The organism is Streptococcus sp. LMAG:39, from assembly GCF_008680485.1.
GTDB classification, from domain to species: domain Bacteria; phylum Bacillota; class Bacilli; order Lactobacillales; family Streptococcaceae; genus Streptococcus; species Streptococcus pasteurianus.
This window is the reverse complement of record NZ_NALE01000001.1, coordinates 1,881,829-1,897,076: the sequence shown is the minus strand read 5'-3', so window position 1 is coordinate 1,897,076 and position 15,248 is coordinate 1,881,829. Positions and strand designations below refer to the sequence as shown.

Below are 15,248 nucleotides of genomic sequence, written 5' to 3'. Positions count from 1 at the left end.
ATCGTTACTCCTATTATACCAGATTTCAAAGTGTTTATAAGCTCTCAACAATCATCAAAAATCCCACCACTACTTTCGTAATGGTGGGAATCATCTATATTACCCAAAATAGCACAATGAGTTTGGAAATTAACGAACTTCTGCGCCGAGTTGGTCAACAAGGAATTTAGTGATTTTATCCATGTATTTAGCAACTTCTTCATCAGTTAAGTTGTCATTTGGATTTTGGAATGTGAGGCTGTAAGCCATTGATTTCATGCCTTCAGCGATATTTGCTCCAGCATAAACATCAAAGAGTTTGATGTCAGTCAAACGTTTCACTTTAGCTGATTCAATCGCTGCTAGGATTTCTTTATGAGTTGTTGCTGCCGGTAATAGCAAAGCAATGTCACGAGAAACAGTAGGGAATTTAGTGATTTCAACAAACGCTTTGTCAGCGTGAAGCGCTGCTTCAATGATATCCAAATTCAATTCAGCCACGTGAGTTTCTGGAACGTTGTAGTTTTTAGCAGTTTGTGGGTGAACTTGTCCAACAAAACCAACTAATTGACCGCCCAAGTAAATGCTTGCTGTACGACCTGGGTGCATGCTAGCAAGACCTTTTTCAGCTACATAATCAACTGTCAAATCAAGTTTGGCAAAGATAGCTTCAACGATACCTTTCGCATAGAAGAAATCAACTGGCGTTGCTTTTGTTTGGAAATCTTTTTCAGCAACCAATCCAGAAATCGCAAAGGCAAATGTGTTGACTTCGTTTGGCAATTCTTCTTTTGGATTACCTTTTTGTTCAAAAACTTTACCGATTTCGTAGATTGCCACGTTGCTATTTTTACGAGCAACGTTGTAAGCCACAGTATCAAGCATACCAGAAATAACATTTTGGCGAAGAACTGAGCGTTCTACCGACATTGGCCACATCAATTCTGTCAAGTTGCTTGGTTGCAATGTAAATTCAGTTGCTTTTTCAGGTGTTGTCAAAGCGTATGAGACGATTTCAGTCAAACCAGCACCCTCAGCGATTGAACGCATTTTACGACGTAATTTTTGTGTTGCTGTCAATTCACCTGCTGTACCTGCAGCTTCTGGAAGTGTAGTTGGGAGGTTATCATAACCATAAATACGTGCGATTTCTTCAACCAAATCAGCTTGGATAGCAATATCCCAACGACGACGTGGCACAGAAACTGTAAATTCATCTGCTTTTCCTGACAAACCAAAGCCAAGTTTGGCAAAGACATCTTCAATGTCAGCGTAAGTCAATTCTGTTCCCAAACGAACGTTAACATAATCAAGTGTTGTTGATACTTCAACAGCTTCAGTTGGAACTGAACCAGCTTCAACACTACCAGCAAGAACATCACCGTCAGCTAATTCTGTAAGCATTGCAGCTGCAAAATCAAGAGCTTCAGCAACAGTTGCATAGTTGATACCTTTTTCAAAACGTGATGAACTTTCAGAACGAAGGTTCAAACGACCGCTTGTTTTACGAATTGATGTTCCGTCAAAGACTGCCGCTTCAAGTACAACGTTTTTAGAATTGTCATCAATTTCAGTAGCTTGACCACCCATAACACCTGCAAGTGCAACTGGTTTATCAGCAACTGTGATAACAAGGTCTTCAGCAATCAATTCACGTTCTTCGCCGTCAAGAGTAACCAATTTCTCACCAGCACGCGCATTGCGGGCAACGATTTTGTTATCTTCAAATTTGTTCAAATCAAAGGCATGCATTGGTTGACCAAAGTACAACAAGACATAGTTTGTCACATCAACAACGTTATTGATTGGACGGATACCAGCGTTCATCAAAAGGTTTTGCAACCATTGTGGACTTGGTTTAACAGTCACATTTTCAACCACGCGCGCTTTGTAAGTCAAGACTTTATCAGATTCAATAGCAACGTTGATAACATCTTTTGCTGCTTTAGAAACTTCTTTAAGTTCTTTTTCTGGGAAATGAACTTCTTTACCATAAATGGCAGCCACTTCGTGAGCAACACCACGCATAGAAAGAGCATCCGCACGATTTGGCGTGATTGACAATTCAACAATTTCATCGTCTAAATCAAGATATGGGAAAATGCTATCACCTGGCTTAGCATCTTCTGGCAAAATTTGAATACCGTCTGAAAATTCTCTTGGAATGATAGAATCTGGCAAACCAAGTTCTTGGAGTGAGCAAATCATCCCAAGTGATTCCATGCCACGGATTTTACCTTTTTTGATTTTGTAGTTATCAGCAATACGTGCACCTGGAACAGCCACGATAACGTTGATACCAGCAGTCACATTTGGAGCACCGCAGACAATTTGACGCAACTCTTCATCACCAGTATCCACTTGGCAAAGGTGCAAATGTGTTTCTGGAACATCTTCACAAGATACAACGTGACCAACAACTAGTTTTGTCAAGCCTTCAGACGGTGTTGAAACACCTTCGACTTCAATCCCTGTTGTTGACATTTTTTCAGAAAGCTCATATGTTGTTACATCAACATCAACAAGCTCTTTTAACCATTTATAACTTACTAACATAATAATGTGTTAAAAGCTTTTCGCAGTCAAAATACGTTTGACAGGCAAGCTTCTTTATCCCTTTCTACTGTTATTCTTTCAGGGCTTTTCTCAAAAGCCAATCTGTATCTACTTTATCGCCAACTTTAAAAGAGTGTTCTGAAAATTTTTCAAAACCATATTTTCGATAGAACCCTTGTGCCTTAATATTATGTTCCTAGACACCTAACCAAGCCCAATCAAAGCTGCCTTCTTTTGCCACATCAAGCGCTAGCCCAAATAATTTCTTACTTAAGCCTAATCTTTGACACTCGTTAAGAATGTAAATGCGTTGAATTTCAAAGGCATTTTCTAGGTCATGTTCAGTCTGTGTAACGCCCATCAACTAAGACAAAATGAACATCAGATTCTAGGTCAGCTACCCCTTTTTCGAGTTGTTCTAAAGTGTAACTATCATCGAAAAACTGTTGAAGTTCTTCTTCGGTATTATCAAAAGCAAAAGTTTCGCGAAAAGTCTGAATATTAAGTTCTTGAAAGATACTTAATTTATCCAATGTCACTTTCTCAACTTCTATTTCTGACATATCTTTTCCTCCAATCGTTTTTCGGTTATCTCGTTTTATTTAAATTGTTCTGAGAAACGGACATCGCCTTGATAGAAACCACGGATATCATTGATACCATAGCGAAGCATTGCGATACGTTCTTGACCAAGACCAAAAGCAAAGCCAGAATATTTTTCAGAATCAACACCAGACATTTCCAAAACGCGAGGGTGTACCATACCAGCACCAAGGATTTCAATCCAACCAGTTTTCTTACATACGTTACATCCTTTACCACCACATTTGAAGCATGAGACGTCAACTTCTACTGATGGTTCAGTAAATGGGAAGTATGATGGACGAAGACGAATTTTACGGTCTTCACCAAACATTTTCTTGATAATCATTTCAAGCGTTCCTTTTAGGTCACCCATAGAAATGTTTTCCCCAACAACAAGACCTTCGATTTGGTGGAATTGGTGGCTGTGAGTCGCATCATCTGTGTCACGACGGAAAACACGCCCTGGTGAAATCATTTTCAAAGGACCTTTAGAAAAGTCGTGTTTATCAAGTGTACGTGCTTGCACAGGACTTGTGTGCGTACGAAGCAAGATTTCTTCAGTAATGTAGAACGTATCTTGCATGTCACGCGCTGGGTGGTCTTTTGGCAAATTCATACGCTCAAAGTTATAATAGTCAGATTCTACTTCGTAACCATCAACAACTTGGAATCCCATACCAAGGAAAATATCTTCGATTTCTTCACTTGTTTGCGTCAAGACATGACGGTTACCAAGGTTAACTTGACGTCCTGGAAGTGTCACATCCAAACTTTCTGATTCTAGTTGTGCCTGGATTTTAGCGGCTTCAACAATTTTAGCTTGTTCTTCGAAAGCTTTTGTCAAAACATCACGGACTTCATTGACTTGTTTTCCGACAACTGGACGCATTTCTTTAGAAAGATCTTTCAAACCTTTCAATAATTCTGTCAATGATCCTTTTTTCCCAAGAACTTGCACACGTAATTCTTGAAGTTCTTTTGCATTGTTTCCACGCATTTCAGCCAATTTAGCTTGCGTAGATGATTTTAATTCCTCTAACTGCGCTTGTAAATCCATTAAAATTCCTTCCTTGGGTAAGACCCTAAATGTTTTTAAACGAAAAAACGTGCCACACTCCAATAGCGGAGCGTTGACACGCGGTACCATCCGTTTTTTATCTGACTAGCAGACCTTAATTTATCGTCTTTAACATGAGTGAATTCGCCAAACTTTCATCTAGGAAGCTTCCAGTCACGGCTTCCATTCCCTGTAAAACTGCCATAAGGTTACTAATCTCATAAGACACTATTCAATTTATAACCCATTCTAGCAAATTTTTAGCCATTTGACAAGATTGAATAAATCAATTCACACTAACTTGACCTGAATAATAATCAAATGTTAGTCCGCTTTGCACATTTGGAATAAAGACGTTAAATTCTAGACTACCATCGGATGATTTGGCTTCCAAATGCGTGCCACTTGCTAAAAGATTGTCTCCATCGTAAATCAAGGTAACACGGTAACGAACTCGTTTATTTTGGTCAAGAGCTTTGCGGACAAGGGATTCATAGTAATTTTGACCAGTTGAACTTTCCGAATTTGCCTCGTTTGCCCAGGCAGTCTGTGTTGCCACATTGTCAGGATTGCTTGTTGACGCATCAAAGCCTTTTAGACCACCAACCAAAGCATAGCCAAGCAAATGACCACGATCTACCGCATGGCTATAAGTCCCTGAAAGGTCTTGAACTTGATGCCAACCAGCTGGCTTCCAAGACGTTGAGCCATTTCCAGTCTCCTCACGACTTTTGTATTGACGAGTTGACTTACTTAGCAAAGCATTAGCAACCGTTGGAACGGTCTGACCTTGCACCGTTTTCGTTTTGTTGTTGGCGTAAGGTTGACTTGAAACTTTTGCATTTAGGGAGGTTTGATTATTATTGATAATATAGGCTCCCGCACCATTCCATTCTATATTTGTTCCTAACTGCTCTTTGACACTATCTGTTAATACCGTCTCTGCCAAAGCTTGTGTTGGCGTTGCTGAATCAGAACTCGATTGATTTGACGTTATTTCAGAAGAGGAGTCACCAGTAATTAACGAAACGACTTGATTGAGCGGGTCGTTCGAATCTGATATCGTCACCCAACCAGTACCAATCCCAACTAACAAAATCACCAAAGACAGCAGGGATTTTATCTGTTTAGACAATTTTGATTTCTTTGCCATAATTTCCTTTCATCAAAAAAGCGGAAAAACCGTTACTTTATTTCAAATCATAAAGCCGATTATCCCACTTCTAAATAATAATTGTTCCTAAGACAATCACTAAAATAAACCTTATTAATTTCCAGTAAATTTTCCAATAATCGATTGCCATTTATCCAAAGATAAAATCGCAAACGGATTTTTACCTTCACCAATGACACTATAACCAATCATCAAACCAATTGCCAAAAATAAACAAGACAAAAGAGCTATTACCAGAATAAGAACAAATTGTTTTGCAACGTATTTCCAGCCACTTGTCATTTTTAAGCCTCACTTACGCGTTTAATATTTGCACCTAGCTCAGCCAATTTTTCATGGAATTTATAATACCCACGATCAAGGTGAACCAACTTCCCAACAGTTGTTGTTCCTCTAGCAACCATTCCTGTCAAAATCAGAGCAGCACTTGCACGAAGATCAGTTGACATTACTGGTGCCCCTTGAAGTTCTTTACCTCCATGAATCATGGCTGTATCTCGTAGAATTTCTGATTGCAAGCCCATACGACGCATTTCTTCTAAATGTTGGAAGCGGTTCTCAAAGACTGTTTCAATCATCGTTGATTCACCATCTACAACTGACATTAATGCTGTGAACTGTGCCTGCATATCTGTTGGAAAACCTGGGTGGGGAAGTGTCTTAACTGTTACAGGTTTCAATTTTGATGTATCAGCAATCACACGAATACCGTCCTCTTCATCAATAACAGTAACCCCCATCTCAATCAACTTTGAAATCAATGGACGGTTGTGCTCCCAAATAGCATCCTTGATAAGAACATTTCCTGATGTCATTGCTGTTGCCACCATAAAAGTGCCCGCTTCAATGCGATCTTGAACAACATCGTGGTCTGTACCATGAAGATTATCAACGCCAGTAATAGTTAATGTTTCTGTACCTGCACCTCTAACGTTTGCTCCCATTTTATTAAGAAGCATTGCTAAATCAACAATCTCTGGCTCACGTGCCACATTTTCAATAGTGGTAACACCATCTGCTAAAGTTGCAGCCATCATCAAGTTTTGTGTAGCTCCAACAGACGGAAAATCCATATAGATAGTTGTTCCTTTAAGTTTACCATCAACAGTCGCCGTAATATCACCACCAGATTGCGTAATCTTAGCTCCCATTGCTTCCAAACCTTTAAGGTGAAGGTCAATTGGGCGGCTACCAATCGTGCAACCACCAGGCATTGAAACCTTAGCGTGTCCATTACGTGCTAAAATTGGTCCTAAAACAACGATTGAAGCACGCATCTTACTAACATACTCGTAAGGAGCAATATCCAAAATATCACCAGAAGCATCCACTTCGATTTTATTGTTAGCTTCATCAAAATCAACTTGAATATTTAACCCACGGACAACATTATTCATCGTAAAAACATCTGAAAGGATTGGAACATTGGTTAAAATTGTCTTTCCTTCCTCAGGTAAAATTGTTGCAGCCAAGAGTGGAAGAACAGCATTTTTAGCCCCTTCAATCACTACTTCTCCTTGCAAACGTGTATTACCACCTTCAATAATAATTTTATCCAAAACGAACTCCATTCTTATATTATAATACCTAAAATTATATCATAGTTTACAAATTATTGCTTTTATTGAAAACTCAAGAAAAGAGTTTGACTCATTGTAATGATTTCTAGGAAAAAATGACTGACGAGATAACCAATAGCAATGCTAAAAAACAAGATAAATACTTTTAGTTGTCCAACGTTTTCCGCTGAATTTTTAATGATTTTAGACCAATCAAACAATTGACGAAGCAATTGATGCGTCATCGCAATGAATATCAAATGACACAAAATGGTCACAGTACTATTTAAAATTTCCATAGTCTTATTATAGCAAAATTTGCTTCTCATAACAAAAAAAGCCAGCAAAGCTGACTTTTTATTATTTATTACCAACACTGATACGGTTCAAAGCACGACGAAGCGCAACTTGTGCACGGCGTACTTCGTCAATATCGTGAGTACTTTGAGCTTGTTCCAATTTGCGTTCTGCGCGAATCTTAGCACGTTCTGCACGGCTAACATCAATATCACGTTCACGTTCTGCAGAGTCTGCAACAATTGTCACAAGATTGTCTTTCACTTCAATAATACCACCGTTGATAGCCACCCAATCCACGTGATTCTCATAATCAATACGACGAATCTTCATTTCGTGGACAGTAAGCGGAGCAATGAGGTTAATGTGTTCTGGCAAAATCCCCATTTCACCATCCGGTGTTTTTACTGAAATAAAATTAGCATGGTGATCATAGCGGATACCATCTGGTGTTACTACCTGAACAGTCATATATGTCATGGTATCACCTCATTAGTAATTCATTTTCTTAGCTTTTTCAACTACATCCTCGATTGGACCTACGTTACGGAAAGCATCTTCTGGAAAATCATCGTATTTTCCTTCCAAGATTTCTTTAAAGCCACGAACAGTTTCAGCAACTGGTACGTATGAACCAGGCATACCTGTAAATTGTTCGGCAACGTTGAAGTTTTGTGACAAGAAGAATTGGATACGACGGGCACGTCCAACCAATGTTTTTTCTTCGTCAGACAATTCATCCATACCAAGGATTGCAATGATATCTTGCAATTCACGGTAACGTTGAAGGACGCGTTGTACTTCTGTTGCCACTTCATAGTGTTCTTGACCAACAATTTCTGGTGCAAGGGCACGTGAGCTTGAAGCAAGAGGATCAACAGCTGGGTAGATACCCATTTGAGTCAACTTACGTTCAAGGTTAGTTGTTGAATCCAAGTGAGCGAATGCTGTTGCTGGCGCTGGGTCAGTGTAGTCATCGGCTGGCACATAGATGGCTTGGATTGATGTAACAGAACCTTTTTTAGTTGATGTGATACGTTCTTGCAATTGCCCCATTTCAGTTGCCAATGTAGGTTGGTAACCAACGGCTGACGGCATACGACCAAGAAGGGCTGATACTTCAGAACCCGCTTGAGTGAAACGAAAGATGTTATCAATGAAGAGAAGCACGTCTTGTCCTTCAACATCACGGAAATACTCAGCAATAGTCAAACCAGTAAGGGCAACACGCATACGTGCTCCAGGTGGTTCATTCATTTGGCCAAAGACCATGGCTGTTTTTTCGATAACGCCAGATTCTTTCATTTCCCAGTAAAGGTCATTACCTTCACGTGTACGTTCCCCAACACCAGTAAACACTGAAATACCACCGTGTTCTTGGGCAATGTTGTGAATCAATTCTTGGATAAGAACGGTTTTACCAACACCGGCACCACCGAAAAGTCCGACTTTACCACCTTTTAAGTACGGTGCAAGAAGGTCAATAACTTTGATACCTGTTTCAAGGATTTCTGATGATGTTGATAATTCATCAAAAGCTGGTGCTTTTTTGTGGATTGGTTCACGTGGTGCGTCTTCAGCAAATGGTTCATCAAGGTCAATAGTCTCCCCAAGAACGTTGAACACACGCCCCAAAGTTTCTTTACCAACTGGTACACTAATCGCACGACCAGTATCAAAAACTTCTAATCCACGTGTAAGCCCATCAGTTGATTCCATAGCAATAGTACGTACAAGACCGTCACCAAGTTCAAGAGCAACTTCAAGAACGATCTTTTGAGATTTATCGCTATCTTTATAAACAATCAATGCATTATTAATCTCAGGTAATTTTTCCCCAGCTGCAAACGCAACGTCAACAACTGGACCAACAACCTGAGCAATTTTGCCTGAGCTCATGTTTTTCTCCTTTTAGATTTTTTAGGAATTCAATCCTGTTTTAGTGAGTAAACGAAATACTCACTTTTATTCTAGTGCGTTAGCACCTGCTACAATTTCAATAATTTCATTTGTGATGGTTGCTTGACGAGCACGGTTATATTGTGTTGTTAAGTCAGCGATAATGTTTTTAGCATTATCAGTCGCTGTCTGCATAGCTGTCATACCAGCTGCATGTTCAGCGGTTTTCGCATCAACAATGGCACCATAAATGAGACTTTCAGTATATTGTGGTAAGAGTTGTTCCAAAATCAATTCACGACTTGGTTCTAACTCAAAACCAGTTGTCCCTTCTTCTGCCGCTTCATCAGCATCTAATTCTGCAATTGGAAGCATTTGTTGGACACGAACTTGACTTGTCAAGCTGTTCACATGGTGATTGTAACATACATATAATTCATCAAACAATTCGTTTTTATACATTTCAACAGATTTTGAAATGATATTGCCGACTTGTTCAAATGATGGCTGATCTTCCAAACCACGCAATTCAAATACAACATTCATACCGCGTGCTTTAAAGAAATCTGCTCCGATACCACCGATGGCAATAATAGCATAATTATCATCTTCAGCATGATATTCTTGAATAAGATCCATCATAGCTTTCAAGATTTTAGAATTATACCCACCAACAAGTCCTTTATCAGATGTAATCACAATGTAACCTGTTTTTTTAACTGGACGTGCGGCTAACATTGGATTTTTTGAACCGTTAATAAGTTCTGATTTCAATAAATCCGTAGTAATTTGGCGAATTTTTGAAGCATAGATTTGGAAATCTTGTGCTGCTTGCTCAGATTTAGTCAATTTTGCAGCTGATACCATTTGCATGGCACCAGTGATATGACTTGTTTTCTGAGTTGAAATAATTTTCCCTTTGATTTCACTAAGAGAGCCTGCCATATGCTACCTCCCTCTTATTTGAATTCTGACTGATCTTTAAAGGCTTTAATAGCTGCATCTAAGACAGATTCTTCTGGTAAATCTTTGGTTGTACGGATAGTTTCAAAGATTGATTCGTAATGTGCATCAAAGTAATCATACAAAGCTTCTTCAAATGCTAAAATGTCATTAACTGGCACATCATCCAAGAAACCATGAGTAAGTGCATAAAGAATCACAACTTGTTTTTCAACAGGAAGTGGTTTGTGAACAGGTTGTTTAAGCACTTCAACTGTACGACGTCCACGATTAAGTTTAGCTTGTGTTGCTGCATCCAAATCAGAACCGAATTGTGTAAAGGCTTCAAGTTCACGGTAAGAAGCCAAGTCAAGACGAAGGGTACCAGCAACTTTCTTCATTGCTTTGATTTGTGCTGAACCACCAACACGTGACACTGAAGAACCAGCATCAATCGCAGGACGAATACCTGAGTTGAAAAGATTTTCTTGCAAGAAGATTTGTCCGTCAGTGATAGAAATCACGTTTGTTGCGATGTAAGCTGAAATATCACCAGCTTGTGTTTCAATAAATGGAAGGGCTGTGATAGAACCACCACCAAGTGCATCAGAAACTTTAGCTGAACGTTCAAGTAAGCGGCTGTGAAGATAGAAAACATCACCTGGGTAAGCTTCACGTCCTGGTGGACGACGAAGAAGAAGTGAGAGTTCACGATAAGCTACCGCTTGTTTTGATAAATCATCATAAACAATCAAAACGTGTTTTCCGTTATACATAAATTCTTCTGCCATTGCCACACCAGCATAAGGAGCGATGTAAAGTAATGGAGAAGGTTGTGAAGCTGAGGCTGTCACAACGATTGTATAATCAAGAGCACCGTACTTACGAAGTGTTTCAACTTGTGTACGAACAGTTGATTCTTTTTGACCAATAGCAACATAGATACAAATCATATCTTGTCCTTTTTGGTTCAAAATTGCATCAATCGCAACAGATGTTTTACCTGTTTGACGGTCACCGATGATTAATTCACGTTGACCACGTCCAATTGGGACCAAAGCATCAATCGCTTTAAGACCAGTTTGGAGTGGTTCAGAAACTGATTTACGTTGCATAACGCCTGGTGCAGGTGTTTCAACTGGACGAGTTGCAGTTGTCTTGATATCTCCAAGACCATCCACTGGTTGACCAAGTGGGTTTACGACACGACCAATAAGAGCTTCACCTACTGGCACTTCCATGATTTTACCAGTACGTTTAACTTCATCACCTTCACGAATTGTAGAAAAATCTCCAAGAATAATGATACCAACGTCATTAGACTCAAGGTTTTGAGCCATACCGAAGGCACCATTTGAAAATTCGAGAAGTTCTCCACTCATGGCATTATCAAGTCCACGAGCACGGGCAATACCATCACCGATATAAGTGACTACACCAGTTTCTGTGACGTCAAAATTTGGCTGGAAGTTTTCAATTTGCTTTTTAATTAAAGCGCTAATTTCTTGTGCATTAATTGCCAAAAGTCACACCACTTTCTATTTCAAATTCATTTTAAATGTTTGTAATTGACGACGAATGCTTGTGTCGATTACTTTATTGTTAACATTAATGATAAATCCACCGAGGATTGATTCGTCAATGTTTTCAACGAGTTTTCCAGCTTTAACACCGAATTTTTCAGCAACCAAAGCTAAAATACGTTCTTTTTGTTCATCTGTTAAAGTTACTGCAGTTGTCACAACAATGTCATGTTGATTAGTTGCAATAACAAAATCTTTTTGAACACCTTCTAAAATGTCTTTTAGGAACACTTCTCGTTCGTTTTGTAAAATTACCTCAAGAAAATTGTTCATATATACTGAACTAGACTCTTGAAGTAACCTAACAAGTTTTACTTTTTCATCACGTGAAACAACTAAACTTGACAAAAAGTTAGCTAAGTTTGTCTCTTCAAAAACAGACAACAAGGCTTCTGTTTCTGATTGGAGTTCAGCTAAACTGTCTTTTTCAATAGCAATTTCTACGAGACTTTTCGCATATTGCTCAACAAGAGCTTGTGTCTTTTTATCCATTAGGCATCTCCTAGCTTGTCAAGATAGCTATCAATGAGATTGCTTTGAGCTTCTTTGTCAAGGTTGGTTGTCATGATTTTTTCTGCTAAAAGAACAGTCAAATCAGCAACATCACTCTTAACACTTGAAAGAGCTTCTGCTTTACTTTGTTCAATATCTTGATTAGCTTTAGCTTTCAAGCGGCTTGCTTCTTCACGTGCTTCTGCAACGATTTTAGCCTCTTGATTTTTACCTGTTTCTTTGGCATCATCAATAATTTGTGTTGCCTCTGTACGAGCGCCAGCTAACTCTTCTTGGCGTTTAGCAGCTAATGCTTCTGCTTTTTCACGAGCAGCTTCTGCGCCATCAATATCGTTAGAGATTTTTTCTTCACGAGCTTTGAAAACTCCTGTTAATTGTTCCCAAGCAAAAATTTTAATGAGAACAAGCAAGAGAAGAAAAGAGCCAGTTACGATAATAATGTTACCAAGACTTGTACTATTGATAAGAGTTGACATAATATACTTTCTCCTTTCTTATTATTCTTCTTCGTGATTTACTTTTTTACCAACATAAGTTGATGACAACATTACAAATACGTAAGCTTGGATTGCTGAGATGAAAATTGAGAACCCTGTCCAAAGCATATTTAAAATAAATGCAAATGGTACAGCTACGATATTGTAGTGTGCAAATTGCACAAGCAAGCTCAACACAATTTCACCCGCAAAAATATTACCATACAAACGTAATGTTAATGAGATAACATTGGTAAATTCTTCGAGAATGTTCATCGGCAACATTACTGGTGTTGGAGATAAATATTCTTTTAGGTATTCTTTGATACCATTCTTACGAATACCTTCAACATGGACAACAACAGCAATCAGCAATGCTAATCCAAAGTTGTAGGCAGCGTTTGAAGTTGGAGATGACCAAAGGTTATAGTCACCGACTTCAAGTTTTGTAAGTAAACCTATGTTATTGGCAATCAATAAGAAAAAGAACAATCCAAAGAAGAGGAGACCGTAATTGCTAGTATAACGTCCAAGATTAGGTCTAATGATTCCTTGAACGAACTCATATACCCACTCTAAAACATTTTGTTTTCCTTTTGGTTTTAGTTGCATATTGCGGCTGAACCAAAAAATAAGAACAAAGGCTACTAGCACCGTCAAGAGAGACATCGCGAGAATGGTCAAGTCGAACTCAATACCAAAGAATTGCGCTGTTGGATTTACAGATGTTTCCAACTCTACCCCTCCTTCTTTTTATAGATTCTTTGTTAGGTTTAACCAACGAAGAATGTTGATGCAAGAAGAACGAAGAAAGTACCTTCAATAAAGGCTACCCCCATGATCATAAGGGTTTGCAATTTGCTGTACATTTCTGGTTGACGTGCAGCAGATTTAGCGATGTTGGCAACGAGGATACCTTCACCAAGACTAACCCCTAGTACGGCGATACCAAGTGCTAAGATTTTTAAATTCAACATGATTTGAATCTCCTTTTAAAATTTTTTACCTCGTTATTTTAGTCCTATTTTAGGAAATTGTCAATGAAATCGCAAATTTTGGAAACGTTTTTCTATTTCATTCTTAACCTTTGTTTAGTTTTTTAAAATAAAAATAAAGAAACGAGCAAAATCGCTTCTTTATTAGGTTTTTCTTCCTATTCTAGTGTGATGAAAATCATTTAAAACCTCTGGATTGTTGACAAGACCATTAAGCTTACGCAGTTCATGGATATCACTCTGCCAATCCATTTATCAATGGTTTTAGAAAGTGATTGGTCTGTGATTTGTGTCCAACGGCATTGAGAAATACCATTAGTTTTATTATTGAATTTTTCAGAACAGAGATTTCTTCACAGTTCATGTAAACTGTTTGGTCACTGCTAGAGCGTTTCTGGTAAGTCAAAACTTATTCATAGTAATCTTTGTCTACAAATTTACTATCATTACTATTATTGTAAAATCCTAGGAAATAGTGGCTTAACAAGGAATTAATTCCCCATTCACGACCACCTCTGATAGGGGCAAAAACAAAACGAATATTTTGACCACAGAAAATCGCATAAATGCTACTTAATTAACGTTGACATATCATGATATCCCACTACATTTCCCAAAATCGCAGTACATTTATTAATCTTCATTTGGCCCCCACTACATCATCATAACCAAAAATTTATACTTCTTTACCTATACCATTAATTTCAATATCATCACCGATAACAGTATTGTCACCAACGATTACACATTTTATCTTAATCCCTTCAACAATAATTACGCCACTTATGATTAAAAAACAGGTATTTCAGCATCTTTCTTAACCTGAACATTCGTTGAGAGAATAAAATGATTAACTTTTTCTGAAACAAAGCAGCCATTAACAACGAGGGAATTTTTTACGCTGGCTTATTCAGTGATAAAGTTTGGTGGTACAATATTGTCTTCACCAATATATTCCATATTAGCTTTCCAAAAATGCTTTAGTAGATTTTGAATGTTCTGGTTTTTCTTCAAATTCAACAATCCGATCGTTTGAGTCTGTGTTCATAATACCAAAACAATTTGCTTCTTTAAGCGCTACCTCAATAACCGCAACGGTCAAACTGACTAAATTATCTTTATGTGTCCGAAGCATATCATCATAGTCAATCTTGTAAATATGGTCACCAAATAGAATAAGGACATATTCTGGGTCAACAGAATCAATATAATCAATAGCTGCTGTTAGTGCCTAGAGAGGAAACTCCGTTTTTTTAGTACTGATAAAAATACTGATAATTCATTGCCATCTCAAAAGCACGGCTATCACGATGACTATAATAATGGCTGGTAATTGCCATTTGACGTGAACAATAAAGCGTATCATCACTCTCCACAATCCATAACTTGTAGGAACTCCACTATTGCGTTGAATTCTAAAGTCTCTTGTCTTGATAAAAGAATTATCATTTTTGACAATTACATACAATGTGTTCCAAAAAGAACGGACTATCGATTGTTAAATTTCCCACTAAACCAAAATTATTAAATCCTGAGAATTGACTGTCTGTCCCTTTATAAAAGTCAATCCATTTCCACAAACTATAGTCAAAATAATTGCCATATTAGCTATGATAATGAACGATAACTGTAT

General features: G+C 38.2%; 15 protein-coding genes and 4 pseudogenes. All 19 read right to left on the bottom strand.

Annotation, left to right across the window (positions count from 1 at the left end; genetic code table 11):
* Positions 1–129: 129 nt before the first annotated feature.
* The 19 genes and pseudogenes from pheT to CCC20_RS09680 all read right to left on the bottom strand — a co-directional run bounded on the left by pheT (position 130) and on the right by CCC20_RS09680 (position 14,991).
* Positions 130–2,535, bottom strand: coding sequence for a phenylalanine--tRNA ligase subunit beta (gene pheT / locus CCC20_RS09765; RefSeq protein WP_013851661.1), 2,406 nt, complete (start codon positions 2,533–2,535; stop codon positions 130–132).
* A gap of 70 nt (positions 2,536–2,605) precedes the next feature.
* Positions 2,606–3,098, bottom strand: a pseudogene (locus CCC20_RS09760) (GNAT family N-acetyltransferase).
* A 35-nt stretch (positions 3,099–3,133) separates the two neighbouring features.
* A complete protein-coding gene (gene pheS / locus CCC20_RS09755; protein WP_013642932.1) occupies positions 3,134–4,177 on the bottom strand; it encodes a phenylalanine--tRNA ligase subunit alpha in 1,044 nt (347 codons plus the stop codon).
* A gap of 286 nt (positions 4,178–4,463) precedes the next feature.
* Positions 4,464–5,330, bottom strand: coding sequence for a DNA/RNA non-specific endonuclease (locus CCC20_RS09750; RefSeq protein ID WP_117567352.1), 867 nt, complete (start codon positions 5,328–5,330; stop codon positions 4,464–4,466).
* A gap of 114 nt (positions 5,331–5,444) precedes the next feature.
* Complete coding sequence (locus CCC20_RS09745; protein ID WP_003064103.1) at positions 5,445–5,633, bottom strand: DNA-directed RNA polymerase subunit beta; 189 nt, start codon at positions 5,631–5,633, stop codon at positions 5,445–5,447.
* Positions 5,634–5,635: 2 nt separating this feature from the next.
* Positions 5,636–6,910 carry a UDP-N-acetylglucosamine 1-carboxyvinyltransferase gene (murA, locus tag CCC20_RS09740; protein WP_041974287.1) on the bottom strand — a complete coding sequence of 425 codons (1,275 nt, stop codon included), beginning with the start codon at positions 6,908–6,910 and terminating at the stop codon, positions 5,636–5,638.
* A 62-nt stretch (positions 6,911–6,972) separates the two neighbouring features.
* Entirely contained in the window at positions 6,973–7,209 is a 237-nt protein-coding gene (locus tag CCC20_RS09735; RefSeq protein ID WP_003064099.1) for a DUF1146 family protein, read from the bottom strand.
* 61 nt (positions 7,210–7,270) lie between these two features.
* Entirely contained in the window at positions 7,271–7,687 is a 417-nt protein-coding gene (locus CCC20_RS09730; protein ID WP_003064095.1) for a F0F1 ATP synthase subunit epsilon, read from the bottom strand.
* 12 nt (positions 7,688–7,699) lie between these two features.
* Positions 7,700–9,106: a F0F1 ATP synthase subunit beta gene (atpD, locus tag CCC20_RS09725; protein WP_003064092.1), complete on the bottom strand. Its 1,407-nt coding sequence runs from the start codon at positions 9,104–9,106 to the stop codon at positions 7,700–7,702.
* 66 nt (positions 9,107–9,172) lie between these two features.
* Complete coding sequence (locus CCC20_RS09720) at positions 9,173–10,051, bottom strand: F0F1 ATP synthase subunit gamma (RefSeq protein ID WP_003064089.1); 879 nt, start codon at positions 10,049–10,051, stop codon at positions 9,173–9,175.
* A 14-nt stretch (positions 10,052–10,065) separates the two neighbouring features.
* On the bottom strand, positions 10,066–11,571 hold the full coding sequence (gene atpA / locus CCC20_RS09715) for a F0F1 ATP synthase subunit alpha (protein ID WP_009853907.1): 1,506 nt from the start codon (positions 11,569–11,571) through the stop codon (positions 10,066–10,068).
* A gap of 15 nt (positions 11,572–11,586) precedes the next feature.
* Positions 11,587–12,123 (bottom strand): F0F1 ATP synthase subunit delta, encoded by a 537-nt coding sequence (locus CCC20_RS09710; RefSeq protein WP_013851658.1) that lies wholly within the window; start codon positions 12,121–12,123, stop codon positions 11,587–11,589.
* Positions 12,123–12,620, bottom strand: coding sequence for a F0F1 ATP synthase subunit B (gene atpF / locus CCC20_RS09705; protein WP_009853905.1), 498 nt, complete (start codon positions 12,618–12,620; stop codon positions 12,123–12,125). Before atpF ends, CCC20_RS09710 begins: the two co-directional genes overlap by 1 nt.
* A 21-nt stretch (positions 12,621–12,641) precedes the next feature.
* On the bottom strand, positions 12,642–13,355 hold the full coding sequence (gene atpB / locus CCC20_RS09700; protein WP_003064080.1) for a F0F1 ATP synthase subunit A: 714 nt from the start codon (positions 13,353–13,355) through the stop codon (positions 12,642–12,644).
* A gap of 38 nt (positions 13,356–13,393) precedes the next feature.
* On the bottom strand, positions 13,394–13,597 hold the full coding sequence (locus CCC20_RS09695) for a F0F1 ATP synthase subunit C (protein WP_003064078.1): 204 nt from the start codon (positions 13,595–13,597) through the stop codon (positions 13,394–13,396).
* Positions 13,598–13,777: 180 nt separating this feature from the next.
* Positions 13,778–13,953: pseudogene (locus tag CCC20_RS09690) on the bottom strand (glycogen/starch/alpha-glucan phosphorylase); the annotation flags it as partial.
* A gap of 74 nt (positions 13,954–14,027) precedes the next feature.
* A pseudogene (locus CCC20_RS11435) lies at positions 14,028–14,259 on the bottom strand (glucose-1-phosphate adenylyltransferase subunit GlgD); the annotation flags it as partial.
* 32 nt (positions 14,260–14,291) lie between these two features.
* Positions 14,292–14,846, bottom strand: a pseudogene (locus CCC20_RS09685) (sugar phosphate nucleotidyltransferase); the annotation flags it as partial.
* A 22-nt stretch (positions 14,847–14,868) separates the two neighbouring features.
* On the bottom strand, positions 14,869–14,991 hold the full coding sequence (locus CCC20_RS09680) for a hypothetical protein (RefSeq protein WP_003064070.1): 123 nt from the start codon (positions 14,989–14,991) through the stop codon (positions 14,869–14,871).
* Positions 14,992–15,248 lie beyond the last annotated feature (257 nt).